This window comes from Halobaculum gomorrense, from assembly GCF_900129775.1.
Classification (GTDB): Archaea; Halobacteriota; Halobacteria; order Halobacteriales; family Haloferacaceae; genus Halobaculum; species Halobaculum gomorrense.
The window spans coordinates 1-19396 of the sequence record NZ_FQWV01000008.1; the positions used below are offsets into that span (position 1 = coordinate 1).

13 protein-coding genes are annotated in these 19396 nt (G+C 62.0%); 4 read left to right on the forward strand and 9 right to left on the reverse strand.

The window, feature by feature from the left end; translation table 11 throughout:
• Positions 1-491: 491 nt before the first annotated feature.
• On the reverse strand, positions 492-2168 hold the full coding sequence (locus BUE16_RS13055; RefSeq protein ID WP_073310452.1) for a transposase: 1677 nt from the start codon (positions 2166-2168) through the stop codon (positions 492-494).
• Between the two features lie 164 nt (positions 2169-2332).
• The gene (locus BUE16_RS13060; protein ID WP_143165441.1) at positions 2333-4438 is read right to left on the reverse strand and encodes a hypothetical protein; all 2106 of its coding nucleotides are present in this window, start codon (positions 4436-4438) and stop codon (positions 2333-2335) included.
• Positions 4439-5101: 663 nt separating this feature from the next.
• On the opposite strand from BUE16_RS13060, the gene BUE16_RS13065 reads away from it, so the two are divergent.
• Positions 5102-5761: a winged helix-turn-helix transcriptional regulator gene (locus tag BUE16_RS13065; protein ID WP_073310457.1), complete on the forward strand. Its 660-nt coding sequence runs from the start codon at positions 5102-5104 to the stop codon at positions 5759-5761.
• 170 nt (positions 5762-5931) lie between these two features.
• Here the strand turns inward: BUE16_RS13065 and BUE16_RS13070 are convergent, their stop codons facing one another.
• The 7 genes from BUE16_RS13070 to BUE16_RS13100 form a co-directional block, all read right to left on the reverse strand.
• Positions 5932-6756, reverse strand: coding sequence for an IS5/IS1182 family transposase (locus BUE16_RS13070; protein ID WP_073310459.1), 825 nt, complete (start codon positions 6754-6756; stop codon positions 5932-5934).
• Between the two features lie 89 nt (positions 6757-6845).
• On the reverse strand, positions 6846-7463 hold the full coding sequence (locus BUE16_RS13075; protein ID WP_073310462.1) for a helix-turn-helix domain-containing protein: 618 nt from the start codon (positions 7461-7463) through the stop codon (positions 6846-6848).
• The gene (locus BUE16_RS13080; RefSeq protein WP_073310464.1) at positions 7460-7867 is read right to left on the reverse strand and encodes a helix-turn-helix domain-containing protein; all 408 of its coding nucleotides are present in this window, start codon (positions 7865-7867) and stop codon (positions 7460-7462) included. Before BUE16_RS13080 ends, BUE16_RS13075 begins: the two co-directional genes overlap by 4 nt.
• A gap of 1 nt (position 7868) precedes the next feature.
• Entirely contained in the window at positions 7869-8237 is a 369-nt protein-coding gene (locus BUE16_RS13085; protein WP_079991650.1) for a winged helix-turn-helix transcriptional regulator, read from the reverse strand.
• Positions 8238-8427: 190 nt separating this feature from the next.
• Positions 8428-8790: a DsrE family protein gene (locus tag BUE16_RS13090; protein WP_073310467.1), complete on the reverse strand. Its 363-nt coding sequence runs from the start codon at positions 8788-8790 to the stop codon at positions 8428-8430.
• Positions 8791-8987: 197 nt separating this feature from the next.
• Positions 8988-13460 (reverse strand): multicopper oxidase domain-containing protein, encoded by a 4473-nt coding sequence (locus tag BUE16_RS13095; RefSeq protein WP_073310469.1) that lies wholly within the window; start codon positions 13458-13460, stop codon positions 8988-8990.
• Positions 13461-13648: 188 nt separating this feature from the next.
• Entirely contained in the window at positions 13649-15805 is a 2157-nt protein-coding gene (locus tag BUE16_RS13100; RefSeq protein ID WP_073310472.1) for a hypothetical protein, read from the reverse strand.
• Between the two features lie 298 nt (positions 15806-16103).
• Here BUE16_RS13100 and BUE16_RS13105 point away from each other — a divergent pair, with 298 nt between their 5' ends.
• From BUE16_RS13105 to BUE16_RS13115, 3 genes are all read left to right on the forward strand, one after another.
• Positions 16104-16514 (forward strand): ester cyclase, encoded by a 411-nt coding sequence (locus BUE16_RS13105; protein WP_073310474.1) that lies wholly within the window; start codon positions 16104-16106, stop codon positions 16512-16514.
• Positions 16515-16782: 268 nt separating this feature from the next.
• Positions 16783-17667, forward strand: coding sequence for an IS1595 family transposase (locus BUE16_RS13110; protein WP_073310476.1), 885 nt, complete (start codon positions 16783-16785; stop codon positions 17665-17667).
• 183 nt (positions 17668-17850) lie between these two features.
• Positions 17851-19335: a sodium:solute symporter family protein gene (locus tag BUE16_RS13115; protein WP_073310478.1), complete on the forward strand. Its 1485-nt coding sequence runs from the start codon at positions 17851-17853 to the stop codon at positions 19333-19335.
• Positions 19336-19396: the final 61 nt, after the last annotated feature.

Here is a 19396-nt window from a genome sequence, read left to right on the forward strand (position 1 = left end):
AAACTCTAAGTTGATCTGGTCGATACTCCCGCTGAGGCGTGTGTTTTCGGGCATGAACCACTCAGAAAACACACCGCCTCACTCTTCATCCTTATTTGAACACGATGTTTCACACTGTCATCAGATAGATAGGCTTTCATCTGTCGATTAGGGTCAAGTCACGGAGTATGTCGTTTAGAAACGTTTTCTGAGTGATAGAAATGTCGAACCACAAGACTGCTCCTGTTTCACAGATTTAACACATGAACAGAAGGCACACATCAAAACCATCCTCCGAGGTTGTGGATCCCCGGTACGACGGGGAGTTGAGACTACAGTGGGTTTAGTGGGGCTGTGATGCGTGGTTTCGGGCGAATTTTCGAGGCGAAGCTGCTTCGGATCTACTCTCGATAGTCTTCTTGTGTCGTACTACCAACTAGACCGGTGAATTTCTAAGATCCCCGACAGCGTTGCCACTCAGGAATCCGGATTGTCCCGGACAGAGTATCTCTCTATCCGATTCCGGTCTCCTTCTTCAGCAGCGTGAGCGTATTGTCGGCTGTCACAATGGGTGAGTGCTCGTACTCATCGGTCAACTCAACCTGCACGAGCAGATCGACCGCTCGCCAGATAGAGTACAGCAGACACGCAAACGCGAAGTAGAAGAATCGAAGCCCGAAATCCTTCGACGTCGTCGCTGCCATGAACCGTTTGATCGACCTGTACCCACTCTCGATCTCCCAGCGATAGCCATACTCCGTGAGGTGCCCACTCCCGCAATTCGTCATGAACACCGAGTACTGCCGGTGATCGTCGTGCTCGGAGTCTTCATTCCGGCGGTAGACCAGCGTCGTTTCGTGCCACTCGTTCTTGCCCAGATGGAGCGTCCGGTCGGTTTCATACCGGTCTTGGTCCCGCTGGAGTAATCGCTTGGCTTGGGCTTTCTCGCTGGTCTGCATCCGCTTCGGCACGACATACGACAAGCCACGCTGGCTAAGCATCTCCAGGACGTGCTGACTATCGAACTCTCGGTCCATCAGCACGTTATCGACGTGGACGAGCTCTTCAGCCGAATCCAGCAAATCCCCGACGATCTCCTTGCGTGACTCGCCTTTCCGTACCGGGCGGGCATCAAGCACGAGTGGGATAGCGTTGCCGACCAACTGGACTGTCGCCCATTGGTAGGCGTACTCGTCGGTCTTCTCCTTCGTCCCGATGATTTCGTCTTCGTGGCCCGTTCTATCACCGGTGAAGGGGTTGGCCTCGGTGATATCGATGGCGATGATTCCGGCTCGGAAGAACTCCTCTGTCTCCTCGACTTCGCTCAGGAGCGTGTTGACGGCCTGTCGGTACATCTCGCGAGTCTCTGATACCGAGAGATTACGAATCTGCTCGCGATGGGCGTGACCTAACGGCGTCCGGTTTCGAGTTGACTCGTAGGTGAAGCTACGAGCGCCCTCGTTAGCAGCCAGCCGCTCGCGAAGCCCCAGATACGTCTGTAAGTCCCAGTAGGCGTTCTCGTGGATCTCGCAGCCGTCCCCACGATCCAGCGAAAATGCCGGGAAGACGACGCGGCTGACGTGGTCGGTGACCTTCTCTGCCTGCTCCAACGTAGTTTGATCGTCCGGGTCTGACTCACCAGACTCGTTCCCGTGGTATCGGAGCTTTCGTGTCGGTTCACGCGGAACCCCGACACCTGCATTCTGGGCTTTGATGAGGATCGTTCGAGCGGCTGTCTCCACTGTCTCTCGGAGGTCAGGGGTGAACCGCTCGTGCCAGCTTCGCCACAGTGTCGACTGGTCCGGGATCGTCCCGAAACCCAGTTGCTCGCAGAGGTCAGGACGATTCCCGAGATAGTCGACGAGTGCGGTTTCGTGCTCCCACCCGTGGCATTCTTGCAGGACGAACACCCGGAAGAGAGTGGCCATCTGGTAGCGTGTCGGCCCCGCATATCGATCGTGGGCGCTGAACCGGAAGTAGGCTAGCGGGAGTGCACAGACGAACTCCTCAACTGAGTGGTGGCCCTCGTGGTCGAACCACGTCTCTGAGACTGTCCTGACATCCGATTCCAGTCCAGCGAGCGACGTTCGATCATACAGTGGTGTCGAATTATAGGTCGGCCACTCGTGGTACGACATCATCGCAATCGATCGAAAGACGTCTCGGCGCGTGTGCTGAGTCGATTCCATTCGGTATAGCGAGAAAGGATCGCAAGAATGCATCTGTCGTCGTAGCACATCCACTACATTGGGGCTCAAATCCATCGCCCATTTTGGCAACTACCGACAAAAAACGAACGAATTATGAGCTCATATCGCCCCCTAGCGAGATGATAGGTAGGCGTGTGATGCTTTCACTCTGGATGAGGAGACATGATCGCGTTGTCGTGGAACAGCGGGTCGAACTGGTAGAAGACGAACCCAGCCGCTCGCGCTCCTTCGATGGAGGTGGTGATGTCGTCGTTCCCCCCCACCGGGGTCCCCTGGGAATAGGTCTCGTCAATCCAGTAGCCGTCGCTGCCATCGGTCCCGTTCTTGAAGAGGGTACCGTTCTCCGGGCTCAGGTACCAGAACGGCTTCCAGAGCGGCGTTGGCGGAATGATATCGCCACCGCCGTCCGCGGGATTGCGGAGGAACTTCGGGAAGATGAGCTCCTTGTCGCCGTCACCGTCGATGTCCATGTTCGTCAGGTTGCGAGGGTGAACGTCGCTGAGGTCGCCCTTCGGCATCTTTGCGACGCCGAACTGCTCTGTTTGACGGCCCATCAATAGCCCCTCGGTGCCATCGCTCTCGTGGAGTTTCTCCTGGCTGGGGTTGTCGGCGGTCCCGATGATCTTCTTCGGCGGGTTGAACCGCCAGGTGTTGTCGCCGCTCGTCGTCGAGAACCGGTAGCCGGTGTGGGATTCCCCATCGCCGTCCGTGAATGATTCCAGCTGCTCGCGATCAGTCGATCGCGGGAACACATCGTACTGCTGGATAACGTCTTTGTGCGGACGGAACCCCCAGCCAGAGCGCCACTGCATCTCGCCGCTTTTGGGCGCGCCATACAACGGCTTGAGATTCATGATCTCGAAACTGTGGCTCGCCCCCGACAGGTCCAGCGAGTCCGGGGCCGTCCGGATGTCGTCACCGACGCGGTAGCCGAAGTCGACCGCCCTGTAGTAGTGGGTGTGATCGTCGAGATTGATTACCTTCACGTCGAGCTGGTCGCCCTGGCTCCAGGGCTCCATCGTCTTGGCGCCGTCTGGCCCGTCGCCGTACATCTCGTTGTTGGCGTAGACAGTAACGTAGCTGTACGGCCCGAACTTTCCGCGGTCGATGCCTTCCTTCTCGAGGACATCCCAAGCTTCCGGCGGGAGCTGGAGTGGGTCGGCCATGAGATCGACCCACCCGTCGGCCGTTCCCCGCGGGTCGGTGCTGGAGTCGGTGAGCATCGCGTTGACCTCGCTCGGGCTGGCCGTGTCGTCCAAAACCGCACTAGCGACGGTGTAGGCTTTCTTTTCAGGGGCAGCGTCGCCGATGTCGTCAATCGAGAGGTTTCGGTTCCGGACGGCGAAATTCTTGCTTGGCGGATCGAGGACCACCTGGCCGTCGATATCGGTCTCGAAGACAGGCTGGAGAAACTGAATCTTTGGCGGGTGATCGCGCCAGCCCCACGTGTAGATGCCCCGAAGCAGTCCGAGGGGGGGCTTGTTGACCGAGATGTGTGCGACCTCGTCAGTGTGGACCTCGCTCCAAGTGGAGTCGAAAATCTTGAACGGGAGTCCGGCCGCGTCGTTGACGGCTGTTCCGGGGGAGAGTTCTTCTCGTTCCAATGAGTAGACATGGTAGTTCACCCGGAGCAGATCGTTCGGATGGGCATCGACAGGGACCCGCAGGAGGAACGTGTCGGCGTCGAACGACTCGCCGTACCAGAGCATGTTGACGTCGACCTCCCAGACGGTACGCTCCTTGCCGCCGATGCTCGTCTGGGTCTCCCCGGAGTCCCGCAGGCGCTTCATCTTGTACTCGCCGTCAATCTGGTCCTCGAGGTGGCCGCCCTGCGAGTAGTTCAGCAGCGGGAATCCATCGTAGATCCGCCCCTCGGTGTTGCCTTTGAGGATGGCCTCGATCTCATTGGCGGCGTCATCCATGGCGGCGGTGTCGCCGTCGTCGGCTGCCGTTGCCAGCTCGTCTAGTGCAGCCTGAAGGTCGTCGTGTGGGTCGCTGACTTGGGTGATCTCGTGGCCACGAACGCTGGTCGCACCGTCCGCATCCTCGACCGTATGACTGACCACCTGGTGAAGTTCCCCGTCTTTGACCTGATCGGTATTCGGGATACGGATCTCCGATCCGGACAGTTTCGTCTTGAGGGGTTCGAGGATTCCCGGATCATTGGGATCAGTCGATGCGGCCGCTGCTGTTCCGACTGCTGGCAGTCCAGTTGCCGCAAGTCCAGCTGCACCGCCCACTAGTCGCATGTAGTCTCGTCGGCCTAGGCCCGCACCTGACGTGTTCGATTTATTGTTTTCTGTCATAGATTGGTTGTCCGTGGCCGCAGTTTGTTCAATGTGCCACGGCTACCTCCTACATTGGAGTGAGAGGATATATAATCTATCTAACAATAACGTAACGTAGTACCGTCCTGATTACCGAGCAAGGGATTCCTCCTCTAATACCGTCCAGTCAACCGAATATAGCTGCTCAAATGCTGTATCAACTGGCATAGTTACTTACGCTGCAGTAACCGAGTCTAATCAAGACATCATAAATAATGAATATATCTCACTTTCGAGACCCGGCGATCTTTGATCGACTAATTTCTCTATTAGAGAGTATATCATGAGAAATTAAAATATCAAGGTGGTATAACGAGGACTATTCGAGCTAAACGAATTCGCCGAAAATACGGTTGGAAAATCGTGTAAGCGGCATTTCGGAGCGTCGATCAAGCAACCCGAGATATTGAATCCGTTGTTTGGGCCCGTTCGCAGAAAATATTTGTAAAACGACTACTTCTCATAATCGCAAGACGGGGAAATGATAGCAGAGTCGAAAACGGATATCGAAAGTGAGAGTAGACGTGTAATAGAGGTACACACGCGGGGGGCATTGATATCCTAGTCGAACAACTATTAGCACGGATGTCATCCGAAACAAACGAAGCTCTGGACTTCGGCGACTCTGTCGGCAAGGCCAACACGTCACGAGTGAATGTGAACTGGCGTGCCGTCAGAGCGACACTTGACCAGATAGGGCACAAGTGGCATCCATCGATAATTGATGAGTTGCTTGTGGAGAGCCCACAACGCTTCAGCGAACTTGAGGAGAGACTCGATGGTATTTCGAGTGCAACGTTATCGAACAGTCTCGAAGATCTCCAACAGAAAAAGCTAGTTACCCGTAGTGTTCAGGGTACAAGACCAGTTCGAGTTCAATACGGGCTAACCGAAAGGGGAAGGTCATTTGAACCAGTACTGGTTTCATTAAAGAATTGGGGGAAAGCCAACGTTTGCACGAAACGATTCCTCCAGAATAAATATCACCCCGAGATTATTTATTTACTAATGTTCAATGAACGCCTTTATTTCGCCGATTTAAAAGATTCGATCGGATTGGCAAATAAGTCACTCTCTGATAGTCTTGAACGACTGGAGAATATTGGAATCGTAGCTCGAACAGTTGAAAATAAAAAACCAGTTCGTGTCTCGTATTCGATCACGGAGAGGGGAGAATCCCTTTCTCCGGTCTTCCAGTCGTTATCCACCTGGGGAGAACGGGAGCTCGAAATCGAGAATCGATAATATGCGACGCTCTTGTGGCGAAGATTGTCGGTAGGGAATTTCCGTAGTGATCGGATCCACTCGAACCCCGATAGAAACGGTGATGGCTACGCTCTATCCTGTCGGTAAGGAAGTCGTCCCTACAGTAGTTAGTTATTGTGCTCTATTGAAAATGCGGTACGGTAGTACGATCATAGCTTCTCGGTGATCTTCTTGATGTTGTGGATCGCGAACATGAGGATGATCTCACGGAACTGGCGGTACCAGAACCGCGAACGCAAGGCGGAGTCTTGCGTTCGCTTGATCGTTGAGTAGGACGTTTCTGCCATCCAGCGTTGCGTGTACCCCTTCGCTCGGTTGAGGGCGTTGTGAGCTGCTGCCATCGGTGTTGAGCCGCGGTGGTGAACAAGATAGTCGAGATCTAGCGCAGCCAGCTCGTACTCGGTGTGCCAGTCCTGGAAGCCGTTGTCGGCGAGTACGGCCCGCAGGTCGTCCGCGTTCCGGCGGACGACCCGCGGGCCAGCCCTTGTATCGTGTTCCCGCTCGATACAGCAGTGGACGTCCAGCACCGCAAGTGACTCTGTATCGGTCAGCGTTGTCGCTTTGATCGTCTTGACGGTCCGTCCACTTCGCTGGAGGTAGTACTGGGAGGCTTGCTTGCGTTCGAAGAACGTGCTATCGAGGGCGACCTGTCCAGACTGGCGGAGTTGCTGCGCCGACGCGCGCAGCAACGCCCGCCAGACGTACATCGCGTAGCGGTCGAGCGAGTGATAGAACGTCGTTGGATCAGGCAGCGCATCCGGGTGAAGTCCAAGGAGTGCGCACACCTCCGGCATGAGTCCAAGCCGGTCGACGAGTTCGGTGAAGGTGTGGCTCTCTTCTTTGCGAATACAGTGGGCGACGATGTGGGCCTCGCGGGGAAGCCCGCCGGAGGCGGGCCTTCCCGCTCGATCCCCTAACGCTTGTTTAGCTACGCGTCGGACGTTCCGAACGAAGTCGAGGAGTGCGATTGCCATATCCCCCTCCTCGGCTTCGACTTCTCAAACGCTTCCGGAGTCATCCCGACGCAGTCCGTCGTTTTCAATAGAGCAGTCCAGAGCCGTCCCTACTCGTCTGGAAACGAGTTCCAGAAGATATCGGGGAGCTCCCGATCAGGGCTCTCCTCGAGATATCGCCGTTTCGTCAGGTTCGCTTCCTCGATCAGCGTGGCCGCCTCTCCCGCCCAGACGAAGAATCCGACGAGGCTCTCGCGGCGCATCCGCTCGAGATCGACCGAGTGGTACACGTTCACTACGCCACCGCCCTCCCGGTTCAGTTCGGCCCGCTGGAGAAGCCCGAGTTCAACGAGCTCGTTCAGGTATCGCGTCACCGTACTGCGGTCGTAGCCGAGCGCGTCGGCGACGTCACTCGCCGGGAGTGGGCCGTCCCCGATGACCCGCAGGCAGATGTCCAGTCCTGCCTTCGGGAGCCCGAAGGCTTGGAGGAGTACCTGCCTGACGTCCGGCCGCCGCACGTCCATCTCCGGGTCGGTCACGGGCTCCATCGGCTCCCCGTGACAGGTCATCGATGCCCCGTCACGACCGAGCGAGAGGACGGTGTTGTCACAGTGGGTGCATTCGAGGATCGTGTACCGGCTCGTCGACCGGTCGTACTGGACCCCCTCGTCGGTGTCGTCGCCGGGATCCGGCGTGCTTGACGACGTTGTCCGGTACTGGTGGCTCATGGTTCGGGGACGAGGACCCCCCGGAGTTCATCACGGGCACGCTCGGTCCACGCGTCGAGTCCGTCGCGGAGCAGTTCGCGGGCCTCTTCGATCTCGGTCGCGGTGTAGACGTAGCAGTGCCCGCCCTCCTGGAGGAGCCGTTGACGGCGACGAACGAGGTCGCGTTCGCGGAGTCGACCGAGCGAGCGGTTGACGTTCGAGCGGTCGATACCGACGACCTCCGCGAGCTCGTGGGTAGTCGCGCTGGGCCGGTCGATCAACGCGTGGTAGACCCGGAGGTCGTGCGTGCCCAGATCGAACGCCACCGAGAGGACGTCGTCGACCTCTGGCGAGACCGAGACGACGGTCCGTTCCTCCCGACTGGGGAATCCGCCTGCCGGGGATTCGGCGGTGTTACCCGACATCTCAGGCCACCTCCGGGTCCATGTGCTCGGTCGCCCAGTCGAGCATCTCCCCCAGCAACGGGTCGAGCGACTCGCCGCGTTCGGTCGGTTCGTACGTGACCCGGAACGGACGGTCGCTGACGACCGACCGCTCGACGAGTCCGTACCCAGTTTCGAGGGTATCGAGGCTCTCGGTGAGCATCTTCCCCGAGATACCGTCGATGTCACGTTTCAGTTCGCTGAACCCCATCGGGCCGTCGCGAAGCACTCGATAGAGGACGACCGGACACCACTTCCGGCCGAACAGGTCGGTCATCGAGATCAGTGACGCCTGGGGATGGGCCACGGTTCCGTTCCACCCGTGCGTGAGTCGTGATTCGGTGCTGCTCATAGTGATTCGCTCTACTCCTCTCGTGTGTGGACATCCTCCTGAAACGCGTCCCTGTGATCGTCGGTCGGCAGTACTCGAAACACGTTGGTACCGACACTCGCATCGATTCGACCACCCCGAGGCTACCAATGTACGTTGGGTCCGTGTCCGTATTCCGGCCGAGAACCCCTCGTGACCCCTAAGGCACCGTTCAGCCGACAGTAAGCAACCGGTAGCCGTCGGTCGCGAGTCGACCCACGTCGGGGCCATGCTCGTCTGGCCCGCCGTATAGTCGGAGTCCCGCGTCCAGACAGGTATCGCCGACGCCGTACCTGTGGGCACAGAACCCGCACGCACCCGCGATCAGCGACCGTTCTCGAGCCTCGTCGTAGTACTCCCGGAGCGGGTGATCGGCCATCGATTCCAGTTCACCGGGCCACTTGGTCGCCGGGCCGTCGAGGAACACCGAGACCTCGTGACCGTGGTCATCGAGCCTGAGGGCGTACTGGAGGGCGTTGACCGGCGGACCCACGCCCGCCGGGCCGGCGTTGAGCAGGATCGCGTATCGGGCCATCACCGACGGTTAGGAAGGGTGGAACATATGTCGCTCTCACCTGGGAGTGGGGGCGTTTCACGAGCGTAACCGGGGGTCGGTTCCCGATTCGGCAGTCCGACCCGGACGATCGCTGAACCCGACGTGGACGTGACTGCGGTCGAGAACGGGTAGACGCGGCACCCCGCCGGTACTGGCAGCGGCGAGAGCGACCTAGCTCACTCGCTGGCTAATTCGAGCGGGACGATCGCCTCGACGTCGGTATTCGTCGTGTTTCGCACGAACTCGTCGAGACCCGAGTCCGGCGGTGAGGCGACGAGATCGAGCAGTGCCTGACCGCCTTCGATCCGTAACGCTTCGCCATTCGTCCGCCCCACGAGAACGTCGCGGCTCCCGTCGTCGGCTTCCTCCGTCAGTGTTAGGTCGGTTCCGGCCCGCTCGCCCGCCGTCTCGCTCAGCACCTGCAGGTCAGCCCCGGAGAGGTCGCGGACGTGACCGGGCGGGGTGTCGAGGAACAGGTAGACGCCTCCCCCCTCGTGGGCTCCGATATCGCTGTCCGGGACGCCGACGACCACGTCCGGACCATCGCGCCCGGTCAGGTCGCCGACCGCGACGACGTAGTCGGGACGCGCCACGAGCGGGACGTCGTCGGCCCTGTCGGGGAGCGGATGGGTACCTCTCTCGGAGGTGGTCCCCTCGACGTGCTCGTTCCCGACCCGGAGTATCCCCCACATGCCGGACTCCAGGCGGCGGCGCTGTTTCGTCTCCTGATAGATGTAGTCCCCCGGCGTCTCGGTGGACCCGCCCGCACCGCCGATGAGTTCGAACGCATCGCATTTGCCGGGGATGTACTGCCCGTCGACGCCGATGACCGGCGACTCCGGGACGCCCTGGTACCGCTGCCACTGGTGGCCCGCGAGGTGGAACGAGACCCCACGCGCCTTGTCGGCCGCGTGAGCCACCCGGAACACGACGGGGTCGCCCGGGTCCGTCCGCAGGATCGGCGTGGCCGGGTCGCCGTGGACCCGTGAGCTGTAGACGAGGTGTTGTCTGTCGTCGGTCTCGAAGCGGCGGGCGAACGGCGCCGAGCGGTAGTTAACCGCCCCGTATCCCTGGCTCTCGTCGTTCCCGAGCTGGTTGCACGGTGCCCCGGCGTCCATCTCGTCGCCCGGTGGGACGACACACCTTGATGAGTCCTCCTCGTTGACGATGTACTGTGCGTCCGCGAACACCAGTGCCTCGGTCCGGAAGTCCTCCTCCCCGTCCGGGGTCTTCACCATCGCGGCCGCGGCGGTCCCGGACGCCTCGGCCGTCCCGTTCTCGAGGGTGATCGCGTCCCGCTGCTGGACGATCAGCTGGCCGTAGGCACCGTGGTGACGGTTGTTCCGCACGTCGGCCCAGTCGTTCAATACGACCGTCCCCAGCTCGATGTCGGCGTACCACTCGTAGGTGACCGTCTCCCCTCGGCCCACGGTCGTATCGTGGTTGAACCCCACCGCCGCCCCGTCGGAGCCGTTCACGTCGTAGCGGATCTGGTTGGGATGCAGCGATATCCGGGTCGAGCGGTCCCACTCCCGGTCGACTCGCATCAGCGGATGCGCGTGGTCGTCGTCGAGGCTGGCAGGGAGGTCGTTCGTGAGGTTGATCCTGATGCGCTCGCCGGCGTTCGCGCGCAGGGTCAGCGGTTCGGGCTCCCGCACCCCCTCCCTGATCTCCTCGACGTACCGGTCGGGGGCGAAGACGATTCCGTGAGGATCGTGGTCCCCGTGGTCGTTGTACGGGATTTCCGTCTGGAACGCCGTCACGTCGAACTCCCGGACAGGAGCGTCGTCAGGCGAGGGCTCTCCGGGACCGTCGGGGGACTCGGGGGGCTCCCCGACGTTGGGGTTCCGTCGGGCCGACTCGTCGGCCGGCAGCAGCCGGTCGTCGCCCTCTGCGTAGAGGCGTCTGGCACGCTGACCCGTCTCGGTCCAGTCGAATTCGGCGAACGGTGCCGGGTGTCCCATCTGTTCCAGGTCCTCGTTCGTGACCGTCTCGCTCGGCGACCCGTGGTCCTCCAGCGGCCGGAGGTGATCGACCTCGCCGCCCCAGACGCGCACGAGCCCCCACATCCCGGTGAACAGGTCGTCCACGACGTTCGACCCGTACCGGTAGTCCCGGACCGGCAGGCCGTCCGGGTTGGTCATCCTCTCGAACGGGAGCTGGGTCGCCTCCGGCTCGACGTCGAAGGTGAACGCCTCCGACGGGCCGATGATCTGCGAGACGCTGTCGGAGGGGGCGAACCCCTCCGGATCGATCCGGAGCCCGTCGAGCGCGAAGTTGTGACTGTCCTCGTAGGCACCCTGCAGGATCCGTATCTTCAGCGGGTCCCCCTCGTACGCTTCCAGGACTGGCGTCGCCGGATCCCCGTGGACGGCCGAGCTATGGACGTACGCCGAATCCGCGTCGTTCCGGTCGTAGAAGGGCGCGTTGCGGTAGTTGATGGCGAACGTCCCGAGGTTGACGTCGTGCTCCCGGTTCGTGTTGATGAGCTCCCCGTTCCGGTCCCGCAGGGGCACGAACCCGTGGTAGTGCAGTCCGATCTCTCGGAAGTCCTGCTCGTTGGCGTCCTCGGGGGTCAGGATGTCGGCCTGTGCGCCGCTGAAGATCGGGTCGCCCGAGTGGGGGTCGCGCCACTCCGAGTCCTGTGGCTCGACGAAGATGCCACAGAACATCCCGTGCATCCCCTCCTCGATGGCGAAAATATGGTCGTGGAAGAATATCGCCCCCGTCTCGTCGGCGTACCAGCGGTACTCGTTCGTCTCCGTGGGGTCGGTGCCTTGGCGATAGTTGTAGCCCATCCCGAGCGAGTCCGACCCGAGCACGTCGTACCCGACGAAGTGCGGGTGGATGGAGGCGCCGACGTCGAGTTCGTTCTTCAGGCGCAGCACCACCTCGTCGCCGACGTTGGCCCTGATGAACAGCGGTTCGGGGTTCATCTCCCCGTTCCGGACCAGTTCGGCGTCCTGAACCGGCACCGTCCCGTCGGTCACACCGGGGACGTTCGCCTCCTCGAGGACGTAGACGATGCCGTCCGGGTCGTGTTCGCCGGCGTCGTTGTACGCGACGGACGCCTCCATCACCGCGATGGTGTACTCGACGGTCCGGTTCGGATCCTCCGGGATCGGGTCGGCGTACGGCGCCCCCGGCCGGACGTCGTCACCGAGGGCTTCCCGTTCCTGCTCCGTCGGGTCACGCGGGTCCGTACGGGACAGCTCGGGGGGCTGGGGGGCATAGTAGCCCACCGGGTCCTCGACACCCTCGACCGCCTCGATGGCGTCGCCGACAAAATCCGGATAGCCGGGCGTAGAGGAGTCCGCAGGGACGAGCCCGCTCGTGTTCGGGAGCGACCGGAGGGACTCCCGTTCCTTGTCGAACACTCGCATCCCCGCCCACATCCCCTCGGCGTAGTGGGGAAAGAGATGACAGTGGAAGAGGACGTCACCCGCACTGCCGTGGACGTACCCGGCCCCGACTTCGAACGCCTCCTCGAAGCTCATCTCCGGGCGGACCGTCCCTTCACCGTGTCCGGCGACGAGGAACGACTCGAACGCGTCGCCGAGCCCGATCGTCTGTGCGTCGACGGTATCGGCGTCGGTTCTCGCGGCCTCCTTGTACCGGTGGTTGTGGAGGTGGTGGACGTGGTTCTCCTCGTGGCTCGCGCCGACGAAGACCAGTTTGACTGGGTCACCCGAGTACGCCTCGTAGATGTTGTCCCCGCCGCCGGGGTCGCCGTTCGTCCAGGAGTGGTAGAACGCCTCCTTCAGGTCGCCGTCGGGCAGTTCGTCGTTGACGCGCTGTCCCATCGGGTCCGACCGGTAGTTGATGGCGTGGATCGACTGCTCGGTGTCGCTGTCCGGCCACGTGACCTCCGGGGCAGTCCCCTCGGGGGTGTGGTACATGGCGACGAACTCCCGGTAGCTCGTCCCCAGCCCGTTCGGGTCGTGGACGTCGGCACGGAGGCCGCTCCGGAGCGGCTCTCCCGTCTGCGGATCGGTCCACGTTGCACCCGGCGGTTCGACCACGACGGCCCCGAACAGCCCCCGCGAGAGGTGGTTGGCCTCCTCGGGCGGCTCGGCGGCGCTGTCGATGGCCTGATGGGCGCCATCGTAGAAGAAGTGGGCTCCCTGGTGAGTCGCCTCCCAGCGGTAGGTCCGCGACTCGCCCGGCGCGACCGTCGTGTCGTTGTTGTATCCGACGGCCATCCCGTCGGAGGTCCGCACGTTGTACGGGAGGCCCGTCTGGTGGATCGAGGCACGCTGGTCGAGGTGGTTGACGAACTCGATCTCGATGGTATCGCCCTCGTTTGCCCGGATGACGAGCGGCTGGATCGGGGACGGGTCCTTGCGGTTACCGTCCTCGACGGTCGCGTAGGCGTCCTCGAGCGGCTCGCCCGACGCCTCTCTCACGGCGTCGAGGTCCTCCTCGAGGACGTACATCGCGCCGTTCGGCACGTGGAGGTCGAACCGGTTCATCACGATGTCGACCTCGACGGCGTGGACGGTGAACGTCCGAACCTCGCCGCCGGCCGTCCCGCGCGAGAGCTGGAGCCGCTCTCTGACCCGTTCGTCGTCGAGGAGTGACGTCGAAATCGGTAGGAGTCCGATACCCTGGACGAACGTTCGACGCCGGATCTGCTCCGAGAGGCCCATGAGCGAGGGTGATGTCGTCGTCGGTTATAGTGATATCTGACCGAACGGTGACCGACTGAGGTGGAGGTAACCCGCAGGGTCCGAGTGTTCGTCCGGACGCGAGATCTCGGAGGCGCGCCGGCCCGAAAGGAACGGAGCGGGGACTTGCGGGACAGCCCCACGGTAAGTCGTCCCAGCAGTCGGTCGGGCTACTCCGGATGGGGTGACATGATGGCGTTGTCGTGGAACAGCGGGTCGAACTGGTAGAAGACGAACCCGGCCGCGCGTGCGCCCTCCATGCTGGCGGTGATGTCCGCGTTGGCGCCGACCGGCGCACCCTGGGAGTAGGTTTCGTCGATGCGGTAGCCGTCGCTGCCGTCCGTCCCGTTCTTGAACAGCGTGCCGTTCTCCGGGTCGAGGAAGAGGAACGGCGCCCACAGCGGCGTCGGCGGGATGATGTCCCCCCCATCGTCGGCAGGATTTCGCAGGAACTTCGGGAAGACCAGTTCCTCCTCGCCGTCCCCGTCGACGTCCACGTTCGTCAGCCCGCGGGGGTGGACGTCGCTCAGGTCGCCCGTCGGCATCTTCCCGATACCGTACCCGGGGGTCTGCTGGCCGACGAGGAGCCCCTCGGTCCCGTCGTACTCCTTCAGCCGCTGTGAACTGGGATCGTCGGCGGTACCGATGATCTTCTTCGGGGGGTTGAACCGCCAGGTGTTCTGGCAGTGCGTAGAGGAGAACGTGTAGCCCTCCCGTTCGTTCCCCTCGCCGTCCGTGTACGGCGAGAGGTACTCGCTGTCGCTTCCCCGCGGGAAGACGTCGTACTGCTGGACGACGTTCCTGTGCGGGCGGAAGCCCCAGCCGGTCCGCCACTGCATCTCCGCGCTCTTGGGCGCACCGTACAGCGGTTTGAGGTTCATGATCTCGAAGCTGTGACTTGCCCCACTGAGGTCCAGCGAGGTCGGGGCGCTCCGGATGTCGTCACCGACGCGGTAGCCGAAGTCGACCGCCCGGTAGTAGTGGGTGTGGTCGTCGAGATTGATCACCTTCACCTCGAACCGGTCGCGCTGTTCCCAGGGCGTCATCGTATCGGCGCCGTCCGGCCCGTTGCCGTACATCTCGTTGTTGGCGTACACCGTGACGTAGCGGTAGGAACCGAACTCACCCCGCTCGATTCCCTCCTCTTCAAGCACGTCCCAGGCCTCGGGCGGGAGCTGCAGCGGATCCGACATGAGGTCGATCCAGCTATCGTAGGTCCCGCGAGGCTTCTTGTCGGCGTTCGTGAGCATCCCGGAGACCTTGCCCGGCCCCGCGTTCTCCTCGAGGACCGCGTAGGCGACGTGGTGGGCCTTCTTTTCGGGGGCGGCATCGCCGATATCGTCGAGCGAGAGGCTCCGGTTCCTGACGGCGAAGCTCGCACTCTTGGGGTCGAGGGTGACGTTCCCGTCGACCTCGGTCTCGAAGACGGGCTGGAGGAACTGAATCCTCGGGGGGTGTTTGCGCCAGCCCCAGGTATAGATGCCCCGGAGGAGGCCGAGTGGTGGCTTGTCGACGGAGATGTGGTGGACCTCGTCGCCGCCGACCGCACTCCACGTGGAGTCGAAGATCTTGAATGGGAGCCCGCCCATGTCGTTGACGGCCGTCCCGGGGGAGAGTTCCTCGCGGACGAGCGAGTAGACGTGGTAGTTCACCCGGAGCAGGTCGTTCGGGTGAGCCTCGACGGGGACCCGCAGGAGGTACGTATCAGCGTCGAAGGACTCGCCGTACCAGAGCATGTTGACGTCGACCTCCCAGACGGTGCGCTGGGTACCGTCGAGGCTCTCTTTGGTCTCGCCGGAGTCCTGCAGGCGCTTCATCTTGTACTCCCCGTCGACGTGATCTGGGAGATCACCACCTTTCGAGTAGTTCAACAGCCGGAACCCGTCGTAGATGCGGCCCTGCGTTTCCCCGGTGAGGATGGCCTCGACCTCCTTGGCAGCCGCTTCCATCGCGGGCTTGTCGCCATCGTCGGCCGCGTCGGCGAGGTTTCCGAGCGCGGTGCTGAGGTCCTCGTGTGGGTTACTGACCTGCGTAATCTCGTTGCCACGGACGCTAGTTGCCCCGTCGGCGTCCTCCGAGGTGTGGCTCACGACCTGCTGGAGTTCGCCGTCCTTGACCTGGTCGGTGCCGGGGATCCGCACCTCGTTGCCGGATAGTTTCGTCTTCACAGGTTCGAGGATCCCCGGCTCGTTTGGATCGAGCCCTGCTGCGGCAGACGTTTCGCCGAGGCCGATCCCAAGCGCGGACGCGCCTGCGAGCCCACCGATCGTTTTCATGTAGTTCCGTCGCCCAATGCTGAACGCATCGCCGATGTCCTTCCGTTCCATTGTCTTGTCTCCGGGACGGGATGTGGGGTGGTCATCGTCGCGGGCGAGTGTTCCTCTTCGATAGCCGACGTGCCCTGTGCCCCGTCCGCGTGAGAGCCGACGGCTGACTGTGGTATATGTCTAAAAGAGCTGAAAGTTAGAGACTGACCCGCACGGAATTACAGCCGTGTTATCGGATTACCTGTCCGAAAGTCCGCGGACCGTTCCGTTCATCACCCTCGGCGAAGACCTTTCCAGAGCGAACACGGAGACACACGAAACAAGAACCTATTTTCGATGCAGTCATTCAACAGGAGTGATGATTATCCCTGAAAACGAACGCCTCGTTCGGGACTTTGTCGCCGACGTGTTGAACGACAAGCGATACGACGCTATCACGGAGTACTGTCATGAGGACGTGGTCATGCACCGGCCCGGTGACGTCGACGAGGTAGGTCTGGATGCATACATCGAGCACTACCGCCACCTTCACCGGGCGTTTCCCGATTTCCACGCGACGATCGAAGATGCCCTCGCCGATGGTGACCGTGTCGGGCTCCGGCTCGCTCTGACAGGTACCCACGAGGGGGAGTTACTCGGCCGAGCCCCGACGGGCACGAGCGTCTCGTTCTCCGCACAGATCATCTACCGGCTGTCGGACGGTCGGATCGCCGAGGAGTGGCACGAGAGCGACCGGCTCGGACTCCTCAGACAGCTCAGCGCGCTCTGAGCGACGACTCCGTATCCGACGGCCGTCCCGCTCGTGTTGGTTGGGAACGTCCCTGAAGCCTGTGTCTACCCCCGGCATCGGGAGGATGGCCGACTCGGCACCGGCGGCATCACCGATCTGTAGTATGGACATCATTTATCTGCCTACGACGCCGGATGTGCCGTTAAGTAAGTGTTCGCTCATGGGTAGAGGATTGTTGGTCAGGTTGCAGCAGTAGCTGAAAGTCGTAGCGGGCAAGGGTGGCGCGTTCACGCCACCCGACGAAAGCATGATTCCACTCAAGACGTTCGTCTCGGAGCGTCGCGCCGCGAACCTGCTCCGACAGGTTCGCTGGCGTGACGGCGTCTATTGCCCACGCTGCCGTGCCGAATCTGTGATTCGGTACGGCAGCTATCGGGTGTTCCAGCGATACCGCTGTAAGAATTGCGACCGCACGTTCAACGACCAGACGAGCACCGTCTTTGAACACTCGGCGGTCGAACTCAGGAAGTGGTTTCTCGCGGTCTACACCTACATCCGCTTCAACACCAGTCTTCGGCAGTTAGACGTTGAAATCGATGTCTCCTACAAAACTGTGTACCGGCGCGTCCAGCGCTTCCTGCGAGCGCTGGACGCGCCTCATCCACAACTCGAAGGGCCGGTCGAGATTGACGAACTGTACGTGAAAGCCGGGCTCAAAGGCCGCGAGCGCGACCGACCGTCGCGCTCGCGTGGCCTGTCCACGCGCGGACGTGGCACGTACGAACAGGACAAGCTACCCGTGTTCATTCTGGCTGATCGCGGCACCGGCGAGCGCTACGTGATCCCAGCGAAAGCCGCCGACGAATCGACGATTCGACTCTTGCTTGCTGACCGCAATGAGGAGTCGCTGACCGTCTATACTGACGGCTTTCGGGCGTACGAACCACTTGACGAGGACGACGCATTCGACCGCGAATACGTCGTCCACGGCGACGGAGAATACGCCGATGGAGACGTTCACGTCAATACCTGCGAGAGCCACGGATCGCTGGCGCGATCCTGGCTCTCGCCCCATCGAGGCGTCTCCAAGGACAAGCTCACACCGTATCTCAGAGCCTTTCAACTTCGTCGTCGTGTCTACCGAAAACCAGGGAAAGAAGCGCTCAAAACCATTCTTGAAACTGTACTCTAACTCACCAACAATCTACGCCACAAGAGCGAAGTGTTTATGACGAAGGAATACGGTAGGTCCTATGTGTGGCAGCAGCTGTGTTCCGGGACGGCGGGACGAACGACGGGAACCCCGACGGCTCGGATCAGAGGATTCCTTTCCGTCGATACGTGAGGACTTCGCGAGACACCGCAGGGAGCTTCGATGGCGAGTGACCTCGACGTCGCGACGGTCGTCGCGGTCGGGGGGTATCTGTGTCTGGTGGCCCTGATCGCCTACTACGGGTACACGCGGACCGTCGACGAGGCGGACTTCCTGGTCGCGGGCAGAGAGGTCGGGCCCATCGTCGGCGCGGGCACGCTACTCGCCTCCCAGATCAGCGCCAGCACCGCCATCGGGGCGGTCGGCATCCACTACCTGTTCGGGCTCGGATTCATCTGGGTCTGGCTGGGTATCCTGGTCGGCTGGCTCGTCGCGCTCGCGTTCATCGCCCCGCAACTCAGGCGGTTCAGCGGCATGACCGTCCCGGACTTCGTCGGCACCCGGTACGCCGACGACGGGGCCGACGGCGACTACGCCCGCGCCATCAGCACGGTCCTCATCGTGGCCGTCTTCACGCTGTTCCTGACGGCACAGTACACCGCCGGCAGCCTCGTTTTCCGTGAACTCCTCGGCGTCCCAGAGCCCGTCGGGATCGGCCTCACAGCCGCCATCGCCATCGCCTACACCGCCTTCGGCGGGATGCGTGCGAGCGTCGTGACTGACTTCCTCCAGGCGGTCGTGCTGGTCGGCGGCCTGGCGCTCGTGGTTCCGGTCGCGCTGGCCGAGGTCGGCGGCGTCGGGACGCTCCTCACGCGACTGGAAGCGATCGACCCAGTGCTGGTCGGGCAGGCGTTTCCGCTCCCCCGGATTACCGGGTTCGTAGTGGCGTCGGCGGTCGGAATCGCCGCTGCGCCGGTCGAGATCTCCCGCTTTTATGTGATGCGCGACGAGGACACCGTTCGGACGGCTATCCGCATCTCGCTGGTCGCACAGGGTGTCATCGCCCTGTCGGTCGCCGCGCTGGGGCTGAGCGCACGGGTCCTCTTCCCGGAGCTGGGGACGCCGGACATGGCGGCGTTCGTCCTGACGGGACAGCTCCTCGGACCGGTTCTCGGCACGCTGTTCGTGTTAGCGGTGCTATCGGCGATCCTGAGCACCATCGATTCGGTGATGCTCGTCTCGAGCGCCGGGATCGCCCACGACGTCTACGCGCGCCTGATCCGGCCGGAGGCGTCCGAACGGCGGAAGCTCTGGGTCAACCGCGCTGCCGTCCTCCTCGTCGGGACGCTGCCGGTCGTGCTAACGCTCTACCGGGAGTTGTTCGGTGGGCTGATCACGCTAATCACGCTGTTGAACCTCTCCCTACAGGGCTCGATGCTGTTCGTCCCCGTCCTGCTGGGGATGCACTGGCAACGGGCGACGACCGCGGGCGGGATCGGAGCGATGGTATCTGGGTTCTTTACAGTCGTAGCGTGGCACGTCGGCACGGAACTGACCGGGGTCATTCCGCAGACACTCGCCGCGAGTATCGGGGATCCGGTCGTACCCGGGATATCCGTGAGCTTCGTTGTGTTCGTCGGGCTCTCACTGGCCACGGCCCCTCCATCGGATCGGTCGACGGAACCGTTCTTTTCCGAGACGGAGTGACCGTCGAGGTCGAGGGTCCGACCGGGGTTGCGAACGGTCGCGGCCGACAGCGAGTGTGAAC

Coding starts and splice junctions, on each gene's coding strand:
- BUE16_RS13055 (WP_073310452.1), bottom strand. CDS start 2,168: ATGGAATCGACTCAGCACACGCGCCGAGACGTCTTTCGATCGATTGCG.
- BUE16_RS13060 (WP_143165441.1), bottom strand. CDS start 4,438: ATGCGACTAGTGGGCGGTGCAGCTGGACTTGCGGCAACTGGACTGCCA.
- BUE16_RS13065 (WP_073310457.1), top strand. CDS start 5,102: ATGTCATCCGAAACAAACGAAGCTCTGGACTTCGGCGACTCTGTCGGC.
- BUE16_RS13070 (WP_073310459.1), bottom strand. CDS start 6,756: ATGGCAATCGCACTCCTCGACTTCGTTCGGAACGTCCGACGCGTAGCT.
- BUE16_RS13075 (WP_073310462.1), bottom strand. CDS start 7,463: ATGAGCCACCAGTACCGGACAACGTCGTCAAGCACGCCGGATCCCGGC.
- BUE16_RS13080 (WP_073310464.1), bottom strand. CDS start 7,867: ATGTCGGGTAACACCGCCGAATCCCCGGCAGGCGGATTCCCCAGTCGG.
- BUE16_RS13085 (WP_079991650.1), bottom strand. CDS start 8,237: ATGAGCAGCACCGAATCACGACTCACGCACGGGTGGAACGGAACCGTG.
- BUE16_RS13090 (WP_073310467.1), bottom strand. CDS start 8,790: ATGGCCCGATACGCGATCCTGCTCAACGCCGGCCCGGCGGGCGTGGGT.
- BUE16_RS13095 (WP_073310469.1), bottom strand. CDS start 13,460: ATGGGCCTCTCGGAGCAGATCCGGCGTCGAACGTTCGTCCAGGGTATC.
- BUE16_RS13100 (WP_073310472.1), bottom strand. CDS start 15,805: ATGGAACGGAAGGACATCGGCGATGCGTTCAGCATTGGGCGACGGAAC.
- BUE16_RS13105 (WP_073310474.1), top strand. CDS start 16,104: ATGATTATCCCTGAAAACGAACGCCTCGTTCGGGACTTTGTCGCCGAC.
- BUE16_RS13110 (WP_073310476.1), top strand. CDS start 16,783: ATGATTCCACTCAAGACGTTCGTCTCGGAGCGTCGCGCCGCGAACCTG.
- BUE16_RS13115 (WP_073310478.1), top strand. CDS start 17,851: ATGGCGAGTGACCTCGACGTCGCGACGGTCGTCGCGGTCGGGGGGTAT.